The sequence below is a fragment of the Ruegeria sp. AN11 genome (assembly GCF_056536005.1).
This window is the reverse complement of sequence record NZ_JBQFJD010000002.1, coordinates 934,041-950,056: the sequence shown is the minus strand read 5'-3', so window position 1 is coordinate 950,056 and position 16,016 is coordinate 934,041. Positions and strand designations below refer to the sequence as shown.

The 16,016-nt window shown below is 59.5% G+C and carries 11 protein-coding genes; all 11 read right to left on the bottom strand.

What is annotated here, in order from left to right; genetic code table 11:
* Window positions 1–2: 2 nt before the first annotated feature.
* Window positions 3–2,099: a hydantoinase/oxoprolinase family protein gene (locus ACR3EQ_RS24200; protein ID WP_480492389.1), complete on the bottom strand. Its 2,097-nt coding sequence runs from the start codon at window positions 2,097–2,099 to the stop codon at window positions 3–5.
* A 336-nt stretch (window positions 2,100–2,435) separates the two neighbouring features.
* Window positions 2,436–3,725, bottom strand: a complete 1,290-nt coding sequence (locus tag ACR3EQ_RS24195) for an amidase (RefSeq protein WP_170614058.1) — start codon at window positions 3,723–3,725, stop codon at window positions 2,436–2,438.
* Window positions 3,722–4,915, bottom strand: a complete 1,194-nt coding sequence (locus ACR3EQ_RS24190; RefSeq protein WP_480492387.1) for a YlbE family protein — start codon at window positions 4,913–4,915, stop codon at window positions 3,722–3,724. Before ACR3EQ_RS24190 ends, ACR3EQ_RS24195 begins: the two co-directional genes overlap by 4 nt.
* Window positions 4,912–5,538, bottom strand: coding sequence for a hypothetical protein (locus ACR3EQ_RS24185; RefSeq protein WP_480491834.1), 627 nt, complete (start codon window positions 5,536–5,538; stop codon window positions 4,912–4,914). The genes ACR3EQ_RS24190 and ACR3EQ_RS24185 overlap by 4 nt, the downstream gene beginning before the upstream one ends.
* Window positions 5,538–6,167, bottom strand: a complete 630-nt coding sequence (locus tag ACR3EQ_RS24180) for a hypothetical protein (RefSeq protein WP_480492385.1) — start codon at window positions 6,165–6,167, stop codon at window positions 5,538–5,540. Before ACR3EQ_RS24180 ends, ACR3EQ_RS24185 begins: the two co-directional genes overlap by 1 nt.
* 37 nt (window positions 6,168–6,204) lie before the next feature.
* Complete coding sequence (locus tag ACR3EQ_RS24175) at window positions 6,205–7,590, bottom strand: Rieske 2Fe-2S domain-containing protein (RefSeq protein WP_480491830.1); 1,386 nt, start codon at window positions 7,588–7,590, stop codon at window positions 6,205–6,207.
* Between the two features lies 1 nt (window position 7,591).
* Window positions 7,592–9,112 (bottom strand): aldehyde dehydrogenase family protein, encoded by a 1,521-nt coding sequence (locus ACR3EQ_RS24170; RefSeq protein WP_480492383.1) that lies wholly within the window; start codon window positions 9,110–9,112, stop codon window positions 7,592–7,594.
* A 522-nt stretch (window positions 9,113–9,634) separates the two neighbouring features.
* Window positions 9,635–10,453 carry a TIGR03084 family metal-binding protein gene (locus ACR3EQ_RS24165; protein ID WP_170614053.1) on the bottom strand — a complete coding sequence of 273 codons (819 nt, stop codon included), beginning with the start codon at window positions 10,451–10,453 and terminating at the stop codon, window positions 9,635–9,637.
* Window positions 10,446–12,449, bottom strand: a complete 2,004-nt coding sequence (locus tag ACR3EQ_RS24160) for an acetyl/propionyl/methylcrotonyl-CoA carboxylase subunit alpha (RefSeq protein ID WP_480492382.1) — start codon at window positions 12,447–12,449, stop codon at window positions 10,446–10,448. Before ACR3EQ_RS24160 ends, ACR3EQ_RS24165 begins: the two co-directional genes overlap by 8 nt.
* A 122-nt stretch (window positions 12,450–12,571) precedes the next feature.
* Complete coding sequence (locus ACR3EQ_RS24155; RefSeq protein WP_480492380.1) at window positions 12,572–14,203, bottom strand: acyl-CoA carboxylase subunit beta; 1,632 nt, start codon at window positions 14,201–14,203, stop codon at window positions 12,572–12,574.
* Window positions 14,203–15,984, bottom strand: coding sequence for an acyclic terpene utilization AtuA family protein (locus ACR3EQ_RS24150; RefSeq protein ID WP_480492378.1), 1,782 nt, complete (start codon window positions 15,982–15,984; stop codon window positions 14,203–14,205). The genes ACR3EQ_RS24155 and ACR3EQ_RS24150 overlap by 1 nt, the downstream gene beginning before the upstream one ends.
* Window positions 15,985–16,016 lie beyond the last annotated feature (32 nt).

Sequence of the window (16,016 nt, the reverse complement as noted above, 5' to 3'; positions counted from 1 at the left end):
CATCATGCGCCTCCTTTTTGGTCCTGGATCAGGACAAGGTTTCCAATGGCGTCCACATGCGCCGAGAAATCAGCCGAGACCAATGTTGTGGTCTGCGGTTCGATGATCAGTGCCGGGCCATGTATCCGGTCGCCGGGTCTCAGGCTGTCGCGGGGGACAAAGCTTGCCTGCTTTTTCTGTCCGTCAACATCACAGGTGATGGGGCGCGTCTCGGAAGGTGTGATCGTGGTCAGATCAGGTGTTGTCGGAATATCCGGCAACTCGGCATCCGGCGTGGCAACGCGCACGGCCCAGTTCAGAATCTCGATCTGCATCCCCGGCACCGGGCGCGAGAACTGCTTGCGGTATTCCGTTTCGAACGCCGTTATCAGCGGGCTGATATCATCCGCCGTTAAGGCACGGTCGGGCAGGGGAATCTCGATCTCGTGACCCTGACCGTTGTAGCGCATAAAGGCAGTGCGTTGCGTCTCGGTAAGCGCATCGCCTGCACCTTGTGCAACAACGCCGCTGGCCTCGGCAATCATGTAGGCGAACAGGGTGTTGATCCCATCAAAATCCAGCGTTTCCAGCAGCGAATAACGCGAGCGCACGATTTCGAAACTGACTGGTGCGAACAGGAAACCCACCGCCGAGCCGACGCCCGGATTGGGCGGGATCACGATCCGGCTGACCCCGGCCGAACGCGCCACACGGCTGGCGTGCAGCGGCCCGTTACCACCAAAGGCGATCATGGTGCGAGAACCGAGGTCTTTGCCCGATTCCACGGCATGCATCCGGCCAGCGCTGGCCATGCTTTCATCGACGATCCGGCTGACCCCATCGGCCGATCCCGTCGCATCAGTGTCCAGGCGTGATCCGATCACACGGGTCAGGGCCTCTTTTGAGGCTTCGGGATCGAGCTGGATATATCCTTCTGCAAAGGTGTCCGGCACGATGTAACCCAGCGTGATATCACTGTCGGTTACGGTTGGTTCTGTGCCGCCCCGACCAAACGCTACGGGACCGGGTTCCGACCCTGCTGATTTCGGGCCAACGGTTAACCGACCCAGACGATCGACACCGGCGATAGAACCACCGCCCGCGCCAATCTCGATCATTTCGATCACCGGAATGCGCACGGGCATACCCGATCCCTTGATGAACCGTGCTGCGCGCGCGATTTCGAACTGGCGTGAGGTTTGGGGCCGGGCGTTATCAATCAGGCACAGCTTGGCGGTTGTGCCGCCCACATCAAAGGACAGAACATCGCAAATCCCAGCCCGCGCCGCGATGCGCGCGGCAAGGATGGCACCGCCCGCTGGTCCGCTTTCCACCAGTCGGATCGGAAACCGGGCGGCGGTTCGTACCGTGCACATGCCACCCCCTGCAGTCATCATCAGGATCGGGCAGGTCACGCCTTCGGCCTCGAACCGGGCGACGAACCGCCTTAGATAGCTTTCCATCAGCGGCTGGATATATGCATTGGCAACCGTGGTGCAGAGACGGTCGAATTCACGCGCCTCGGGGCTGACATCGGACGAGATCGAAACCGTCAGACCGGGGCGTTTCTCGGCTAGCGCATCGCGCAGGCGCCGCTCATGGTCGGGATTGGCATAAGCATGCATCAGGCAGATCGCGACCGCCTCGGCACCGCTGGCGTCTAGATCGGCCAACAATGCATCAATCGCGTCATCCTCCAGAGGGATCAGCACACTGCCATCCGCCGCCATCCTTTCACGAACGGTCAGCGCCCGTTCGCGCGGCACCAGCAGATCGGGCTTTTCCAGATTGATGTCATATTGCGAGTACCGCCGCTCGTACGCGATCTCAAGGATGTCCCGGAACCCTTCGGTCGTCACCGTCGCCACAACAGCGCCGCGCCGCTCAATCAGTGCATTGGTTGCAAGGGTGGTCCCGTGAATGAACCCTGTTACTTCATTCAGGTCGTGCCCGGACTGTGCCATTACGCGCACCGCGCCCTCCATCGCGCCATCTGCCGGGTTCTGGTGCGTGGTCAGCGTTTTTGTCGAAGCCAGTATCGTCTCTTCACCGGATACCAGAACCGTATCGGTAAATGTGCCGCCAATATCGATGGCCAGACGCAGTCTTTGAAATGTCATGAAGTTTTCCGGATATGATCGTCACAGCGCAGATGAGCCCGGGCAGATGCCCGCGCTTCAGGCTGACGCGACCAGATCGCAACCGGTCGCGCGACGGTCCAGAGGGTTCAAGATGTGACTCGCTCTCATGCGATTGATCTTGCCGTCGCGCCAATGCTTCGACAAGCCGATTTGCGACAGAAGTTCTCGTTAGCGACATGCACTTGCTCGCTCGGCCGATAGTCGTGCGACAGAATTTTGTTTTGAAGCGGACCCCGTGGCCCCAGCAAAGGACTACTGAAAACCAAATAGCCAGCAACCTACACGCCACTTGGACCGGGATTCGTGCCCATTATTTTATGGCTCAGCCTGCAGAATATCATGAACCCATTGCGCAATGCCCAACAACCGCGCGTCGGCACCGCATGGTGCGATCAACTGAAATCCCAACGGCAGGCCGCTTGGATCAGCCCCGAACGGTACGGCGCAGGACGGGACCTGCAACAGGTTCCACATTCGGGAAAACAGTGGATCGCCGGTGGCTTCCAACCCCTTAGGTGCAGGTCCCGGAGCCGATGGCACCAGCAAGGCATCAATATCCCGGAACAACTGGTTCAGAACGACAGACGCGCTGTCGCGGATTGTCAGCGCCTGCCGGTAGTCCGTATCACGCACCCCAAGGCCGTTCTCGATCAGCGAATGGAATTGCGGGCTGATCGCGGACTCGCCCGCGCTGTATTCGACAGCGCGCAACCGGGCGGCCTCATAACTCATGACGGTGTTTTGGGCGTCGGAAAGTCCGGAAAACACCTGCGGGCAGGCGACCTCTGCTGTGTCGGCTCCGGCCGCCGCAATTGCAGCCAGCGCACGAGTACATGTATCGCGCATTTCGACCGTGCCATCCATCCAGTGTGGGCCACGCATCAGCCCGATACGCGGCAGGTTGTCTTGGAAGTCTGGCGGCGGCGGCACATGGGTTCCCCGCAAGACAGAATCCGCCAACAAAAGATCACGGGGGTTTCGGGCCAGCACGCCCAGGGTATCCAGGCTTTGCGACAAACCCATGACTCCGTCCAGCGGATAGCCACCGATAGTTGGCCGAAACCCATATACCCCGCAATAGGCCGCTGGCCGGATCAGGGAAGCCGCCGTTTGCGAACCAAAGGCCAGCGGCACCATGAAGTCGGCCACCGCTGCGGCTGAGCCTGACGAAGATCCGCCGGGTGTATGCAAGGTGTTGTGGGGGTTTGCCGTCTTGCCCGGGCGAAAATAGGCGAACTCAGTCGTCACCGTCTTGCCGACTGCAATCGCGCCCGCATCTATCAATGTCTGAACGCAGGCCGCATTACGCGTTGGCTGCCGCCCGGCAAACAAGTCACTGCCCCATCCTGTTGGCATGTCTTCGGTATCAATGATGTCTTTAATCGCGAAAGGCACCCCAAACAGCGGCCCGTTGACAGGCAGAGCGTCGGCTCGGATCGCCCGCTCCATGGCATGCTCAGCATCGAGGTATTCGAAGGCGCCAATTTCAGGCTCTCTGCGTGCCATGCGATGCAAATGGGCGGCCATTACTTCGGACGGTTTGGCTTGGCCCGCCCGGATCAGCGCGGCAAGCTCAAACGCCCCAAGCTCATTCAGTTCTGTCATGAAGACAGCGCCCGCAAGGCAGCCGCAAAAGGATCGACCGGCATGTCATAAATCCCACCGCCTAAGCGCCCAGCCTGTCCCAGCCGATCCAGAATGCCAAGGCTGACCACCGGACCTGCCCCTTGCGCAACCGCCCCTCTGGCGGTCGAGCCCAGACGGATATCAAAAGCATTGAAATACGGGTGCGCGCCCACGGACAAGCCGGATGTACGGGTCCTGGCATCGCCAGGCAAAAAGGCACCCAAACCCTTTAACTGCTCAGGGCTGTGTTCGATGGCCATGGCGCCCAGCCCAAACGCGTCGACCACAGCGCTGTCACCGATGGCGCCCAGGGCACGCTCGGCCGGTAGATCGACATCGAACTTACCTGATGGCGGAGCGGCCGGAATGGTGAACCAACGCCCGGGCAGGCCAGATACCTGTATGCCGACGTCGCGCCCGTTTCCGCCGGCCGCGGTCACAAAACTGGACCCTTCGACCCCTTCGGCCAGCTTCATCATGATCTTGGTTGCGGCCATCCAAAGGTTCAGAAACAAGGACGGTGAGGTCGCCATGAATTCCAGCGCATCCGCGTCATCAATGCCCTTCGGACCGCGGTCTTTCAACTCCTCGACAAGGGCAGCCGTGCTGACGGGGGTTCGCCCGTGACAATCATCACCACCCACCAGACCAATGACCGCCAGAGGCACAAGTGCAATGCCCTCGGCGATGCCGTTTTGCAGGATGTCCAGAAATCGCGTGTTCAGCCAGCGGATATGATCCAGCACTGCCTGGGATCGGAGACCCAGCCGCATGGACGGGCGCGCGCCACCGTTGATCGGGGTGAATACCCGCGTCTGTCCCCGCCACGCATCGTAAATCGTGTGAAGGGGCATATTTGCGGAGACAACGGCAGCCAGTGGTGTGACCACGTCATGGTCTTGCGCTGGTTGCAACAGGATTTCCTGTGCCATGATCATCGCTTCGGCCTGATCGAAATCCCGGGCCAACCCTTCCCAGACTGCCGCGACACAGGCGGAATTCAGGATCGGTACAGTGATTTGTTCCGGCGCAGAGAACGCCGGACCAGCATGCAACAACACGTTTTCGGCCAACCCGACTGCTTCGGAGGCCGTGTTGAAACGGTTCCAGACCGGTTGCGTCACCATCGCCCGGTCAAACGCCAGCTGGTCGGCGGGGTGCTGAGTCATGAGACCTCCGGCGGGATGATCCAGGTTTCCGAAAAATAGAGGAACGCGGTCGTAGTCTCGAACCCGGCCTGAACCCGTGTCCCCAATTTTCCCGGCAATGCACGCCCATTTACAATGATCTGCGCGAATTTCGCCGGGATCAGAAGCGAGAACATGTTCTGTTCACCCGATGCCACCTCATGCGGGGACAACTCCAATGCGCGGGGTGGTTCAAGCTTCTCCCAGACCAGTTCAACCGTCAGGGTTCCGCCCACGATGGTTTCAGAGTAACGATGGCTCATCGGGTCACCCGAGCTGCGAACCACCTGCGCGCCGATTTCCGGAAGGGTTTCAAAAGCTGGCGCGTTGGCAAAGGCTGCAAGTTTGCTGATGAAGTTCTTTTTCAGAAAAGCGGTCAGATCGGGATTGTCGCTGAGGATGACATTCGGCGCATCCGAAGTGCCTTCGACCTGAGACGGGGTGCCGTACAGCAGCAGAACCTGCCCCTGTCCCACAGGCGACCAGGCAACACGGAAAAACAGGGCCATCGCGCTAAATTTCCCGTCGTCATCTTTCAACAGGATTCCGGGATTTTCCCCGGTCCAGTCAACCACGCCCGGTGTGATCGGTTCATTCAGTGGCATCAGGCATCCTCCTGCGGCGTGACCCAGGTTTCTGAAAAGGCCAGAAAGGCGGTGCTCATCCTGCGGCCAAAGAACTGACGTTCCGCCACTTGGCCGGGCAGGGTTGTGCCGTTGATCTTGATCTCCGCCTTGCCCGCCTCAAGGAAAACGGAATACATCTCGTGTTCCTTGGTCGCCGAGTTCTCTTTGGTCACCTCGACCGGCAGCGGCGGGCCCATATCCCGCCAGATCATCTCGAGTGTCACGCCAGACCCGCGCAGGGTCTCCGAATACCGGGATTTCAGGTCTCCGGGACGTTTTTCAACGCTGTCACAGTCCAGCCATGTCATCGCGGACAGCCCGGCCTTGCCTACGAATGTCGGCATTTTCGTCACCCAGCCATCAACGATCCAACGCATCATACGCTGATTATCTGTCATGATCAGGTTGGGCACCCTAGGCCAGCCGAGTGCGTCATCCGGCGCACCTAGCACGATGGCCGCATGACCCCGTCCGTACGGCGATACAACCACGCGGAAGAAAAGCGCCAGAGTGTCAAAGCTCTCCTTACCCGGATCCCGCTTCAGGTAGATGCCCGGGTTTTCCCCCGACCACTCGACCTGCCCCGGATTGTGCGGTATGCGCGTCATGTCCAATCCCCTTTTCCTGTCGCCTTGCCCTTAACCGTCAAGTCCAGCCAGATTCGTAAACCTTCAGTTCCTTCACGATAAAGTCGCGTCTCTGTTTGCCGGTCAGGTGATCGCCCGATTTCAGGATTTCGGCGACCTTGAAGCTGACTTCTTTCTGCAGGGCACCGTCGTCGCGGCCTTCCTGCTGCGGGATCTTCAACACCGTGTCACCGGCGTAGGTTGGGATCACCCTGCCGGTGAAATGGTCGGTCGGCTGTGCGGGGCGCTCGCCTTTTTGCAGCGCCCGGATCGCATTGCGTACCATCCGCCGCGCCTTGGCGACCCCACGGTCGGTAAACGACAGGTTTTCGCGGGCATGGATATTGATCGGGCCCTGACTGACCCAGGCGTCGTAGTCGCCTGGATCGCGTTGGCGCGTTTCATATGGGCGGTCGGGACCCTGTCCGTAGAAATCCGTCTTGCCGAACCCGACCTCGTCACGATTGGTCAGCCCTCGCGGGTCATCATTGAACTCGGGGGCGCGAAAGTGCCGCCAGGCGATGACCATCGTATTGGTGTCGTCAATCGGTGTGATCCAGCGCGTCAGCCCGCCGCGACCGAAATAGCGCGACCGGTCCGGCACCGGAAAATGCCCGCCATTCTGAGTGAAACTGGGCAGCATGTGGTCGTGCACGCGCACCCAGATATAGTCCCCGTCCCGGCGCACGTTGGTATAGAAATCACCGGTGGCGCAGTCGTGAAACTCAATCATCGGCATATGCGCGAACGCTTCGGTGAACTGCACGCGGGCGGCCAGCGTGTGCAGGTACACGACATGGAACGGATCCCAAGCATTCTCCATCACCTGGAGCCAGTTGCACGGAGATTTGATCAGATAGGGAACAAGCTCGTCTCCTTCATCATCGAACGTGTCCATGACTGGGAATGGCGGCATTTCGTTCTTTGGACCCAGATAAGCAAAGGCAAGCCCCTTGTATTCGATCACCGGATAAGCCCCCAGACAGGCCTTTTTCCTGACCTGGCTGGCAGGGGGTTCGCAGGGCGTTTCCAGAACCGTGCCATCCAGACCGTATTTCCAGCCATGATAGGAACATCGGATTCCACCCTCTTCGACGATACCGAATTCCAGGCTCATGTTGCGGTGGCAGCAGTGCAGATGAGTCAGGCCCAGCTTGCCTTCCTTCTTTTCCCGGAACAGGACAAGAACTTCGCCCAGTATGCGCAGTCGATAGGGCAGATCGCCAATCTGATCCGTCATCGCGACCGGCATCCAGAACCGCCGCAGATACTCGCCGCAAGGTGTGCCGGGGCCGACTTCGGTCAGTTCCGGATCATGCTCAAGTGACCATACCTGTTGCTGGTCATGACCTCGGAAATCACCCTCGGGAACTGCGAACAAGGTGTCGTCGGCTGGATTGCTCATGTCATTGCTCCATACTTTCCGGGTCACAAAGGGTTGTTTCCGTCGGTTCCGGGAAGGGGTCGGGAACCGGGGAAGATCCGGTCCAGATCGATTTGCTTTGCAGGAAGTCCTTGACGGCATCCGGCCCCAATTCCCGGCCATATCCCGACAGTTTGAACCCGCCGATGGGACTTACCGGATCGACGCTTCGATAATGGTTGATGTAAACCGTGCCTGCATGAATGGCGCCGGCAACGCGCGCGCCCTTGTCCGGATCAGAGGTCCAGACTCCGCCCGCCAGGCCGTAGTCGGTGTCGTTGGCCAATTCGATGGCCTCGTCTTCAGTTGCGAAGGTGGTGATCGCAAGGACCGGACCAAAAACCTCCTCACGCCAGAGCTGCATGTCCGGTGTCACTTCGGCGAAAATCGTTGGTCCGATATAAAAACCGGGATACCCGGCCCCTGTCTCGGTACCATCAAGAAGGCAAATCGCGCCATCGGCCTTCGCCTGCCGGATCATGGCCGCAACCTTGGTCCAATGCGGTTCGTTCGCCAACGGTCCGATCTGCGTCTCTGTTTTCATCGGGTCACCAGGCCGAAGGATGCGGGCGCGTTCCAGAAGGCGATTGGTAAAGGCGGCGGTAACCGTTTCCTCCAGAATCAGACGGGACCCGGCGACACAGGTCTGACCATTCGACAGAAAGATTCCCGACATGACGCCGTTGACCGCATTTTCCAGGTCGACATCGGCAAACACGACCTGCGGGGACTTGCCACCCAGTTCCAGGGTCGTTGGAACAACTCCGGCCGCTGCCGCCTCGGCAACCTTGCGCCCGCCGATATCAGAGCCGGTGAAGGTCACTTTGCGGGTCAGCGGGTGGCGCACCAGCGCCTCACCAGCCTCATGCCCGTGACCTGTCACGACGTTCAATACACCAGAAGGCAAGCCGCATTCACACGCCAGTCGCGCAAATTCCAGCGTCGAGGCCGACGCCATCTCGGATGGTTTCACCACCACCGTATTCCCTGCGGCTAGTGCGGGGGCCAGTTTCCACGCCAAGATCATCAGCGGTGAATTCCACGGTGTGATCGCGGCGACCACCCCGTAAGGCATCCAATGGCCGGTGCTTTCCACACCAGACACCCCGTTCGATTGCGGCGCGGGCGAAAGCTGGCGTGCCTGATCGGCAAAATACCTGTACCAGCCGTGCAAGCCGGAAAACTGTCCACGGACTTCGGCGATGCGTTTGCCGTTGTCACGGATTTCGGGCTCGACAAGCTCTTCCCAGCGACTCTGCAGCCCATCCGCTAGACCATCTAGGATATCCGCGCGCTGCGAAGATGTTGCATTGGCCCAGGGCCCGGTTCGAAACGCCTTGTCCGCATCACGAACAGCCTGATCAACCTCGTCAGACCCGCAACACGCAAACCGACACCATTCCTGACCCGTCGCAGGGTCAACACTCGGCAATGTCTCACCATGCCAGTTCAGGAATGAACCCGAGATGAAAGGGCCGTATGTTTTCAAGCCGCTATCGCCCATTTACCAACTCCCGAGCCGCCATTTCAGGTTTCCGCAGACTTGAGATTGTGCACCTGTTGCCAAGACGGATCAGGCTCGCTGCACACATTCTCGGGATTTGATGGCCGTTGGTTGAAATGCATGAACTCATTGCAGGCGGATCCTATTCAGCTTCAATTCATAATATTTTTGAAATCGAAAAGCAAAAACTTACTTACTTTGTGATGGTGTAATCTAGAAAATGAACGGCAAGAGCATGCGACGCAGGGTAGCCCCCAGCAGGAAAAGACCCGTTCTGCGGCCAATTGAGGCGCCGTGCGGCCCGAGATTTTAGCTGGCCTCAATAGAGTAGTGTTCGTTATTAGGCTCGGCGATTGGCCGCTCGCAGCCAATGAAATAAGTGCCGGACGCTAGTTTTTCGAACCTAAACACCAACAGGTTGGATACCGTCTGCGATCAGGGTCGTGGCCGACACCAGATGCTGTCGCGCGTCGCCTGATCGCACCAAACGTTCGCGGCCATACCTGGCGACTTTTGGGGGGTTTACCCAGACGTGTTCTTACGACCTCGGGCCATATGGCGCTGGCCGGGGGCCGGGGGCACTTCGGGGGGGCCCGCAAAACACTGCGCCATGCCCATCCATTCCGTGGCAACCGGGCCGGTCACTTGCAGGGCGGTGTCGGCGATATTACGGGTTTGGGTGACGACCTGGCAAAACTCTGTGGCGCGGCCCTCGATCCGCCCGGCCTCATTGGGTTCCCCCCATTCCCAGACTTCACCGGAAGGGGCGGTCAGGTTTAGATAGGGCATCGTACCGGGCAAATCCAAGCTGCGGTTCTTGTAGGTCCAGCCAAAAGTGTTCACACCCAGAACGACGATATTCTTGATGTAGTCGTGATCCTGCCGCGCGACACCGAACAGATCGTAAAGCGCCTGCGCGTGCGACCAGGTTTCCATCAGCCGGGCAGAAATGGACGATCGCACGGACATATCCGGCCCGACCCACGGCACCCGAGCCTTGGGATCGGCCTGCGCAAAGCGGTCGCACATACCAGTGGTGTAGAACATCCATTCATCCAGCAACGCGTGCCCCGATAAGCCCTCGAGGTATTTCGCCTCAAACCCGGCAAGATCACCGCTGCTGAAGTGGGCGATGGCGTCAGTGTTGAAAGGCGCGAAAGCCTCGGGTTTGCTCAGCGACAGGTCTGCACCGATGTTCCAGACATGCAGATGGCCCAGGATCCGGTTGGCGGTCCAACCCTTGAACAGGGTGGCGCGGGCCAGATCTTCCTCGCTCCGGTCCTTCAGAAGATCGTAAAGCGACTGACTCTCGACCTGAACGGCCTGCGGTTGATCAAACATCTTCTCCCTCCTCGGCGGGTTCAATGATCAGGATCACCTCATCGGCGGCAATCTGTCCTCCGGCACTGGCCTGAACTTCGGTCACGGTACCGTCGATTTCCGCTTCGATCGCGTGCTGCATTTTCATCGCTTCCAGAACCGCCAAACGATCGCCCTTGGCGACGGTGTCGCCCACGACCACATTGATTTCCAGCAGAGCACCATGCATCGGTGCCGCCACACGGCCTCCGCCGCGTGCCTCCTCGGCCAAAGCCGGAAATTCGAGCTCGTTGCGCAGGGCGAACGTACGGCCCTGATGGTCCAGATGAATATGGCCACGTTCGGTGACAAGCATACCGACCGGGACAATGCGTCCGTTCACCCGCAAGCGGGCTTCGGTGCCTTCTTGACGCTCGATGGTGATAGCGGCGTGGGTTTTACCACAGGTCACGTGATAGCGGCTTTCAGTGGCGGTCACCGTTACGTCGCGGGTCTTGCCTTCGTTGACATAACGATAGTCGGTTTCCAGATGCCCAGTTGAGCTGAAGTTGGCCAGTTCCGGGTTGATACCCAGCGTGGCCGCCATACTCCGGTGGCGCGAGTCGTCGTACTGCAGAACGGCCGCAATCATTGCTTCGGTTTCGGACAACACCGGTGGCGTCATTTCTTCTGCGCCGAACTCCTCGGCGATGAAGGCAGTGGTAGCTTGGCCCTTGGCGAAGGTTTCCTTGTCTAGAATTGCCGACAGGAAGCCCTTGTTGGTCTTGATGCCGAATAGTCGTGTTTTGGCCAGTGCCGCGCTCAGCCTCGCGGTGGCGGTTTCACGGTCCGGGCCCCAGGCGATGACCTTGGCGATCATCGGGTCATAATAGGGCGAGACGACGCTACCGGTCTGGATGCCGCTGTCGATCCTGATGCCTTCGCCGCGATGGGGTTGCCAAAGGTCCACATGACCCGTCATCGGCAGGAAGTCCTGCGCCGGGTCTTCGGCATAAAGACGCGCCTCGATCGCATGGCCATTCAACTGCACATCATCCTGGACCAACGGCAGGGGTTCGCCCTGTGCGATGCTGATTTGCAGCGCCACCAGATCGAGACCGGTGATCATCTCGGTCACCGGATGTTCCACCTGAAGGCGGGTATTCATTTCCAGGAAATAGAACTTGCCCGAGGTGTCCAACAGGAACTCCACCGTGCCCGCGCCCAGATAGCTGATCGACAGCGCCGCATCGACGGCGGCCGTGCCCATCGCAGCACGCAGTTCGGGAGTCATGATCGGGCAGGGAGCCTCTTCAATGATCTTCTGGTGTCGGCGCTGGACGGAACAGTCGCGCTCGCCCAGATGGATGGCGTTACCATGGGCGTCGGCAAAAACCTGAACCTCGACATGACGAGGGCGGATGAGGGCCTTTTCCAAAATCAACTCGTCCGAGCCAAAGGCGTTTAGCGACTCGGACCGGGCCGAGATCAGCGCAGCGGGCAGTTCCTCGGCCATCTGGACCAGACGCATCCCGCGCCCGCCGCCACCTGCGGCAGCCTTGACCATGATTGGAAAACCGAGCTCGGCTGCGGCAGCGATCAGTTGCTCGTCCGACTGACCCTTGCCCTCACGGCCAGGAACACAAGGCACACCCGCCTCAATCATTCGACGCTTGGCGGCAGCCTTGTTGCCCATCAGGTCAACCGCTTCGGCCGTGGGACCGATAAAGTCAAAACCCGCGTCGACACAAGCCTTTGCGAAATCAGCGTTTTCGGACAAGAAACCATACCCCGGATGCACCGCGCCCGCACCAGTCTTCCTGGCAGCCTCAAGGATTTTGTCCGCACGCAGATAGCTTTCGCCAACCGGTGCCGGACCCACACAGACCGCATCATCGGCAAATTTCACGTGCGGCGCGGTGGCATCGGCCTCGGAATAGACCGCGATGGTGCGATAGCCCAGCCAACGCGCTGTTTTCATCACCCGCAGGGCAATTTCACCACGATTGGCCACAAGGATCGAGTTGAAGCGCGGCATGGATCAGACCTTTGCGGTTTCGGAGGTGTCTTCGGCCTGGTCGGACCACGGCGTCCGGCTGTTGCACTGATTGTCCAGATCGAAGGTTTGATGGGTCTTGAAATCAGCCAAGTTGCGCCCTCTCAAATCCTTGCGATGCCAAAGGTGTTGGGTTTCAGGTCTCGGTTGCGTGCTTCCCATGTGGTCTCGATCAAAAAGCCCAGAATTTTGCGAGTGTCGCGCGGGTCGATGATACCGTTATCCAACATCCGGCCCGAGGTGTAGAAGACGCTTTCCTGCGGTTCGAACACGTCCTGAATGGCCTGTTTCTGCCTGGCCATCTTCGCTTCCATCTCGGGCGTGATCTCGGCCCCCTTGCGGGCGGCTCCGGCGCGGGCAACAACGTCCATGGTCATGGCGGCCTGCTCGCCACCCATTACTCCGGTGCGCGCATTGGGCCATGAGAACAGGAAATCCGCATCAAAAGCATGACCGCACATGCCGTAATTCCCGGCACCAAAGCTGGCACCGACATAGAGTGAAAACTTTGGAACGCGGACATTTGACACGGCCTGAATCATCTTGGAGCCAAGCTTGATCATACCCGCCTGCTCGTACTCGGTACCCACCATGTAGCCGGTGATGTTGTTGAGAAAGATGATCGGCATGTCTGCGCTGTCGCAGAGCTGGAAGAATTGCGTTGCCTTGGCCGCACCCTGAGGGTCCAACGGGCCATTGTTGCCAATGATACCGACCGAGTGACCAAAAATTCGGGCCTGAACGCAAACGGTCGCGGGGCCAAAACGGGGTTTGAATTCCAGCAGGTCCGAGCCATCGGTGATCCGGGCCATGATCTCGCGGCAGTCAAAGGCGGTTCTGTAATCCACAGGGACGACACCGGCGAGTTCGTCCGGAGAATAGACCGGCGGTTCGACCTGTTTGCGGGGCAGGGGGCGGGCGTTCTTGTTCCAGTCCAGACGCTCGACCAGATCGCGACATATCAGGATGCCATCCGCATCGTCCTCGGCCAGGTATTCCACAAGGCCCGAAACCGAAGCGTGCATCTCGGTACCGCCCAGTTCGCGCTCATCGGCCACCTCACCAGTTGCGGCCTGCGTCAGCGCGGCTCCGGCTAGCGCGGCCATACCATTGTGTTTCACACCGATCACGTAATCCGACATGCCCGGCTGATAGGCGCCACCAGCAGTGGAAGGCCCGTGCAGAACCACAAAGGTCGGAATGCCGGCTGCGGACAGTTTGGCCAGACCGTAAAACAGCCCGCCGCCATTGGCCCAAAGTTCTACGGTGTACTGCATCAGATTGGCCCCGGCGCTTTCCACCAGATGCACAAAGGGCAGCTTTTGTTTCAGCGCAATCTTGAGAATGGCCAGTCCTTTGTTCACTGACATATTGGTCGACGCGCCCGCATTGATCCCGCTGTCATCGGCATAGACCAGACAGCGCGTGCCGCTGATATACCCGATCCCGGTGATCATCGAAGCGCCGGGAATGGAGGTTTCCGGGTCTGGGTCGTCGACCAGAAAATTCGCCATATTGAACAGCTCGACAAACGGCATACCCGGGTCCAGCAGGCGCTTGACCCGCTCACGCGGGGTCAACTGGCCACGCTGGTCGAAACGGGCCTTGCGGCTGTCCGAACGCGCAACGGCGCGCGCTTCGTACTCGCGCAGTTCGGTGATCAGTGCCAGCATATCCCGACGGTTCTGCCCAAACGCTTCGGATGAGGTCGATATTCTGGTCTGGAAAACGGGCATCAGAGCGCCTCCGCAACAGAAGGGGGAACAGGAATGGGGTGATCCAGCAGAATCTGCCCATAGGCCTTGCCCAGCGGATCGTCCTGCAGTGCGGCCGCGCCACCGCCACCCAGTGCATCATGCAGCACGAAATTCAACGCGTGCATGCCCGGCATATAAAACCGCTCTACCCCGCCTTTCAGTCGATGGGAAAAGCGGGCCGCCACCACATCCGAGGTTACCGCGGCAGCAATATAAGGCAAGTATTCGGACTTGCGGGCGATCAGGCCGATATTGGCCTTGTCGCCCTTGTCGCCCGAACGTCCGAAGGCCAAATCGATCAGGGGCACTTCAACCGTACAGGCTTCTAAAACAGCCGGGATAACGGGCAGGGGTTCGGAAACCGTAAATGGTTGCCCCGCCGCTATATCCACCGATTGTGCGCCGCTCTCCGTGACGACATGGACCGGCACATCCGCTTTCGGGATCAGGCACGAAAACAGGCGCACGATCGGCATCGGTTTTGGCTTGCCACCGCCAAAGGCGGACAGACCGGCTGGCGTTGCAAGGCCCGCGCCAATTACCTCGGCCAAGAAAAGGGCGACGCCGGTGTTATCCATGTGTTTTACAGTGAACCGGCCCGCAATCTCGCGCACGCCCAATTCTCGGGCATAATCGCCGTATTTGGCTTCGGATCCGATCGGCTCAACGCATATCTCTTCGAAATCCGGCAGGTTTCTGGCGGCCAGTTTTCCGCGAGCACGGGTCAGAGCCGCCTGCGCATAAGCGCGGAACTTGGCCTCGGCGTCAAAGCCGGTAAACACCAGCATGATTGAGCCCTTATATCCATCCAGAAAAGTGACACTGGCCTTATAACACTCGGTTGGCGCGCGGCCCCGGGCACCAGCAACCCGGACCAGGTCGGGGCCGATCTGCGTCACGACAACCTGCGAGAAATCGCAGACAACATCAGGCAGGATATAGGCCTGCGGGTCGCCGATTTCATAAATGATCTGTTCAGCGACGGTCCCGACGGACACCAAACCGCCGGTGCCTTTGGGCTTTTCGACGGTAAAGCTTCCGTCGGCCGTGAGCGTTGCGACTGGATAACCGATGTTGGCCATATCAGGCACATCCCGCCAATCGGTGAAATTACCACCTGTGGCTTGCGGCCCGCATTCGATTACGTGTCCTGCAAGGCTGCCACCCGCGAGTTGGTCCAGATCATCCGCTCCCCAGCCGAATTCATGGATACAGGCCCCCAGCGTGACGGCACTATCCACACAGCGACCGGTTACAAGTATCTCTGCACCACCCGCCAGCGCCTGCGCGATGGGGAAGGCGCCCAGATAGGCGTTCGCGCTTTGCAGAGTTTCTGGTTTCGGCAGCGGAGTGTTCACAAACATCTCGCGCGCGTCAGCGAATTCCCCGGCCTTGAAGCGAGGTAGAATATCGTCCCCCAAAACCACGGCGACCTTCAGATCCAACCTCAGATCGGCAATGAGTGACCGTACGGCTTCGCCGCAGGCTTCGGGGTTCACGCCACCCGCATTTGCAATGACCTTGATCTTCTGCCGCGCGATCTCGGGCAGGTTCTGACGCAGGACCGAATTCACGAAGTCCACCGCATAACCCTTGTCTGCATCAGCTGCGCGCGCGCGCGCCAAAACGGACATCGTGATTTCAGCCAGATAGTCGAACACCATATAGTCCAGCCGCCCGTTTTCCAGAAACTGCGGCACGGCCATATCGGATTCACCCCAAAATCCGCTGGCACCGCCTATTCGGATTTGTTTCGGCATGAACTCCCCTTTGAATCCACTGGACCTGCGTC

What these genes read in the sequence shown, in the direction of transcription:
- ACR3EQ_RS24200 (WP_480492389.1), bottom strand. Translation starts at nt 2,099, where the DNA reads ATGACATTTCAAAGACTGCGTCTGGCCATCGATATTGGCGGCACATTT.
- ACR3EQ_RS24195 (WP_170614058.1), bottom strand. Translation starts at nt 3,725, where the DNA reads ATGACAGAACTGAATGAGCTTGGGGCGTTTGAGCTTGCCGCGCTGATC.
- ACR3EQ_RS24190 (WP_480492387.1), bottom strand. Translation starts at nt 4,915, where the DNA reads ATGACTCAGCACCCCGCCGACCAGCTGGCGTTTGACCGGGCGATGGTG.
- ACR3EQ_RS24185 (WP_480491834.1), bottom strand. Translation starts at nt 5,538, where the DNA reads ATGCCACTGAATGAACCGATCACACCGGGCGTGGTTGACTGGACCGGG.
- ACR3EQ_RS24180 (WP_480492385.1), bottom strand. Translation starts at nt 6,167, where the DNA reads ATGACGCGCATACCGCACAATCCGGGGCAGGTCGAGTGGTCGGGGGAA.
- ACR3EQ_RS24175 (WP_480491830.1), bottom strand. Translation starts at nt 7,590, where the DNA reads ATGAGCAATCCAGCCGACGACACCTTGTTCGCAGTTCCCGAGGGTGAT.
- ACR3EQ_RS24170 (WP_480492383.1), bottom strand. Translation starts at nt 9,112, where the DNA reads ATGGGCGATAGCGGCTTGAAAACATACGGCCCTTTCATCTCGGGTTCA.
- ACR3EQ_RS24165 (WP_170614053.1), bottom strand. Translation starts at nt 10,453, where the DNA reads ATGTTTGATCAACCGCAGGCCGTTCAGGTCGAGAGTCAGTCGCTTTAC.
- ACR3EQ_RS24160 (WP_480492382.1), bottom strand. Translation starts at nt 12,449, where the DNA reads ATGCCGCGCTTCAACTCGATCCTTGTGGCCAATCGTGGTGAAATTGCC.
- ACR3EQ_RS24155 (WP_480492380.1), bottom strand. Translation starts at nt 14,203, where the DNA reads ATGCCCGTTTTCCAGACCAGAATATCGACCTCATCCGAAGCGTTTGGG.
- ACR3EQ_RS24150 (WP_480492378.1), bottom strand. Translation starts at nt 15,984, where the DNA reads ATGCCGAAACAAATCCGAATAGGCGGTGCCAGCGGATTTTGGGGTGAA.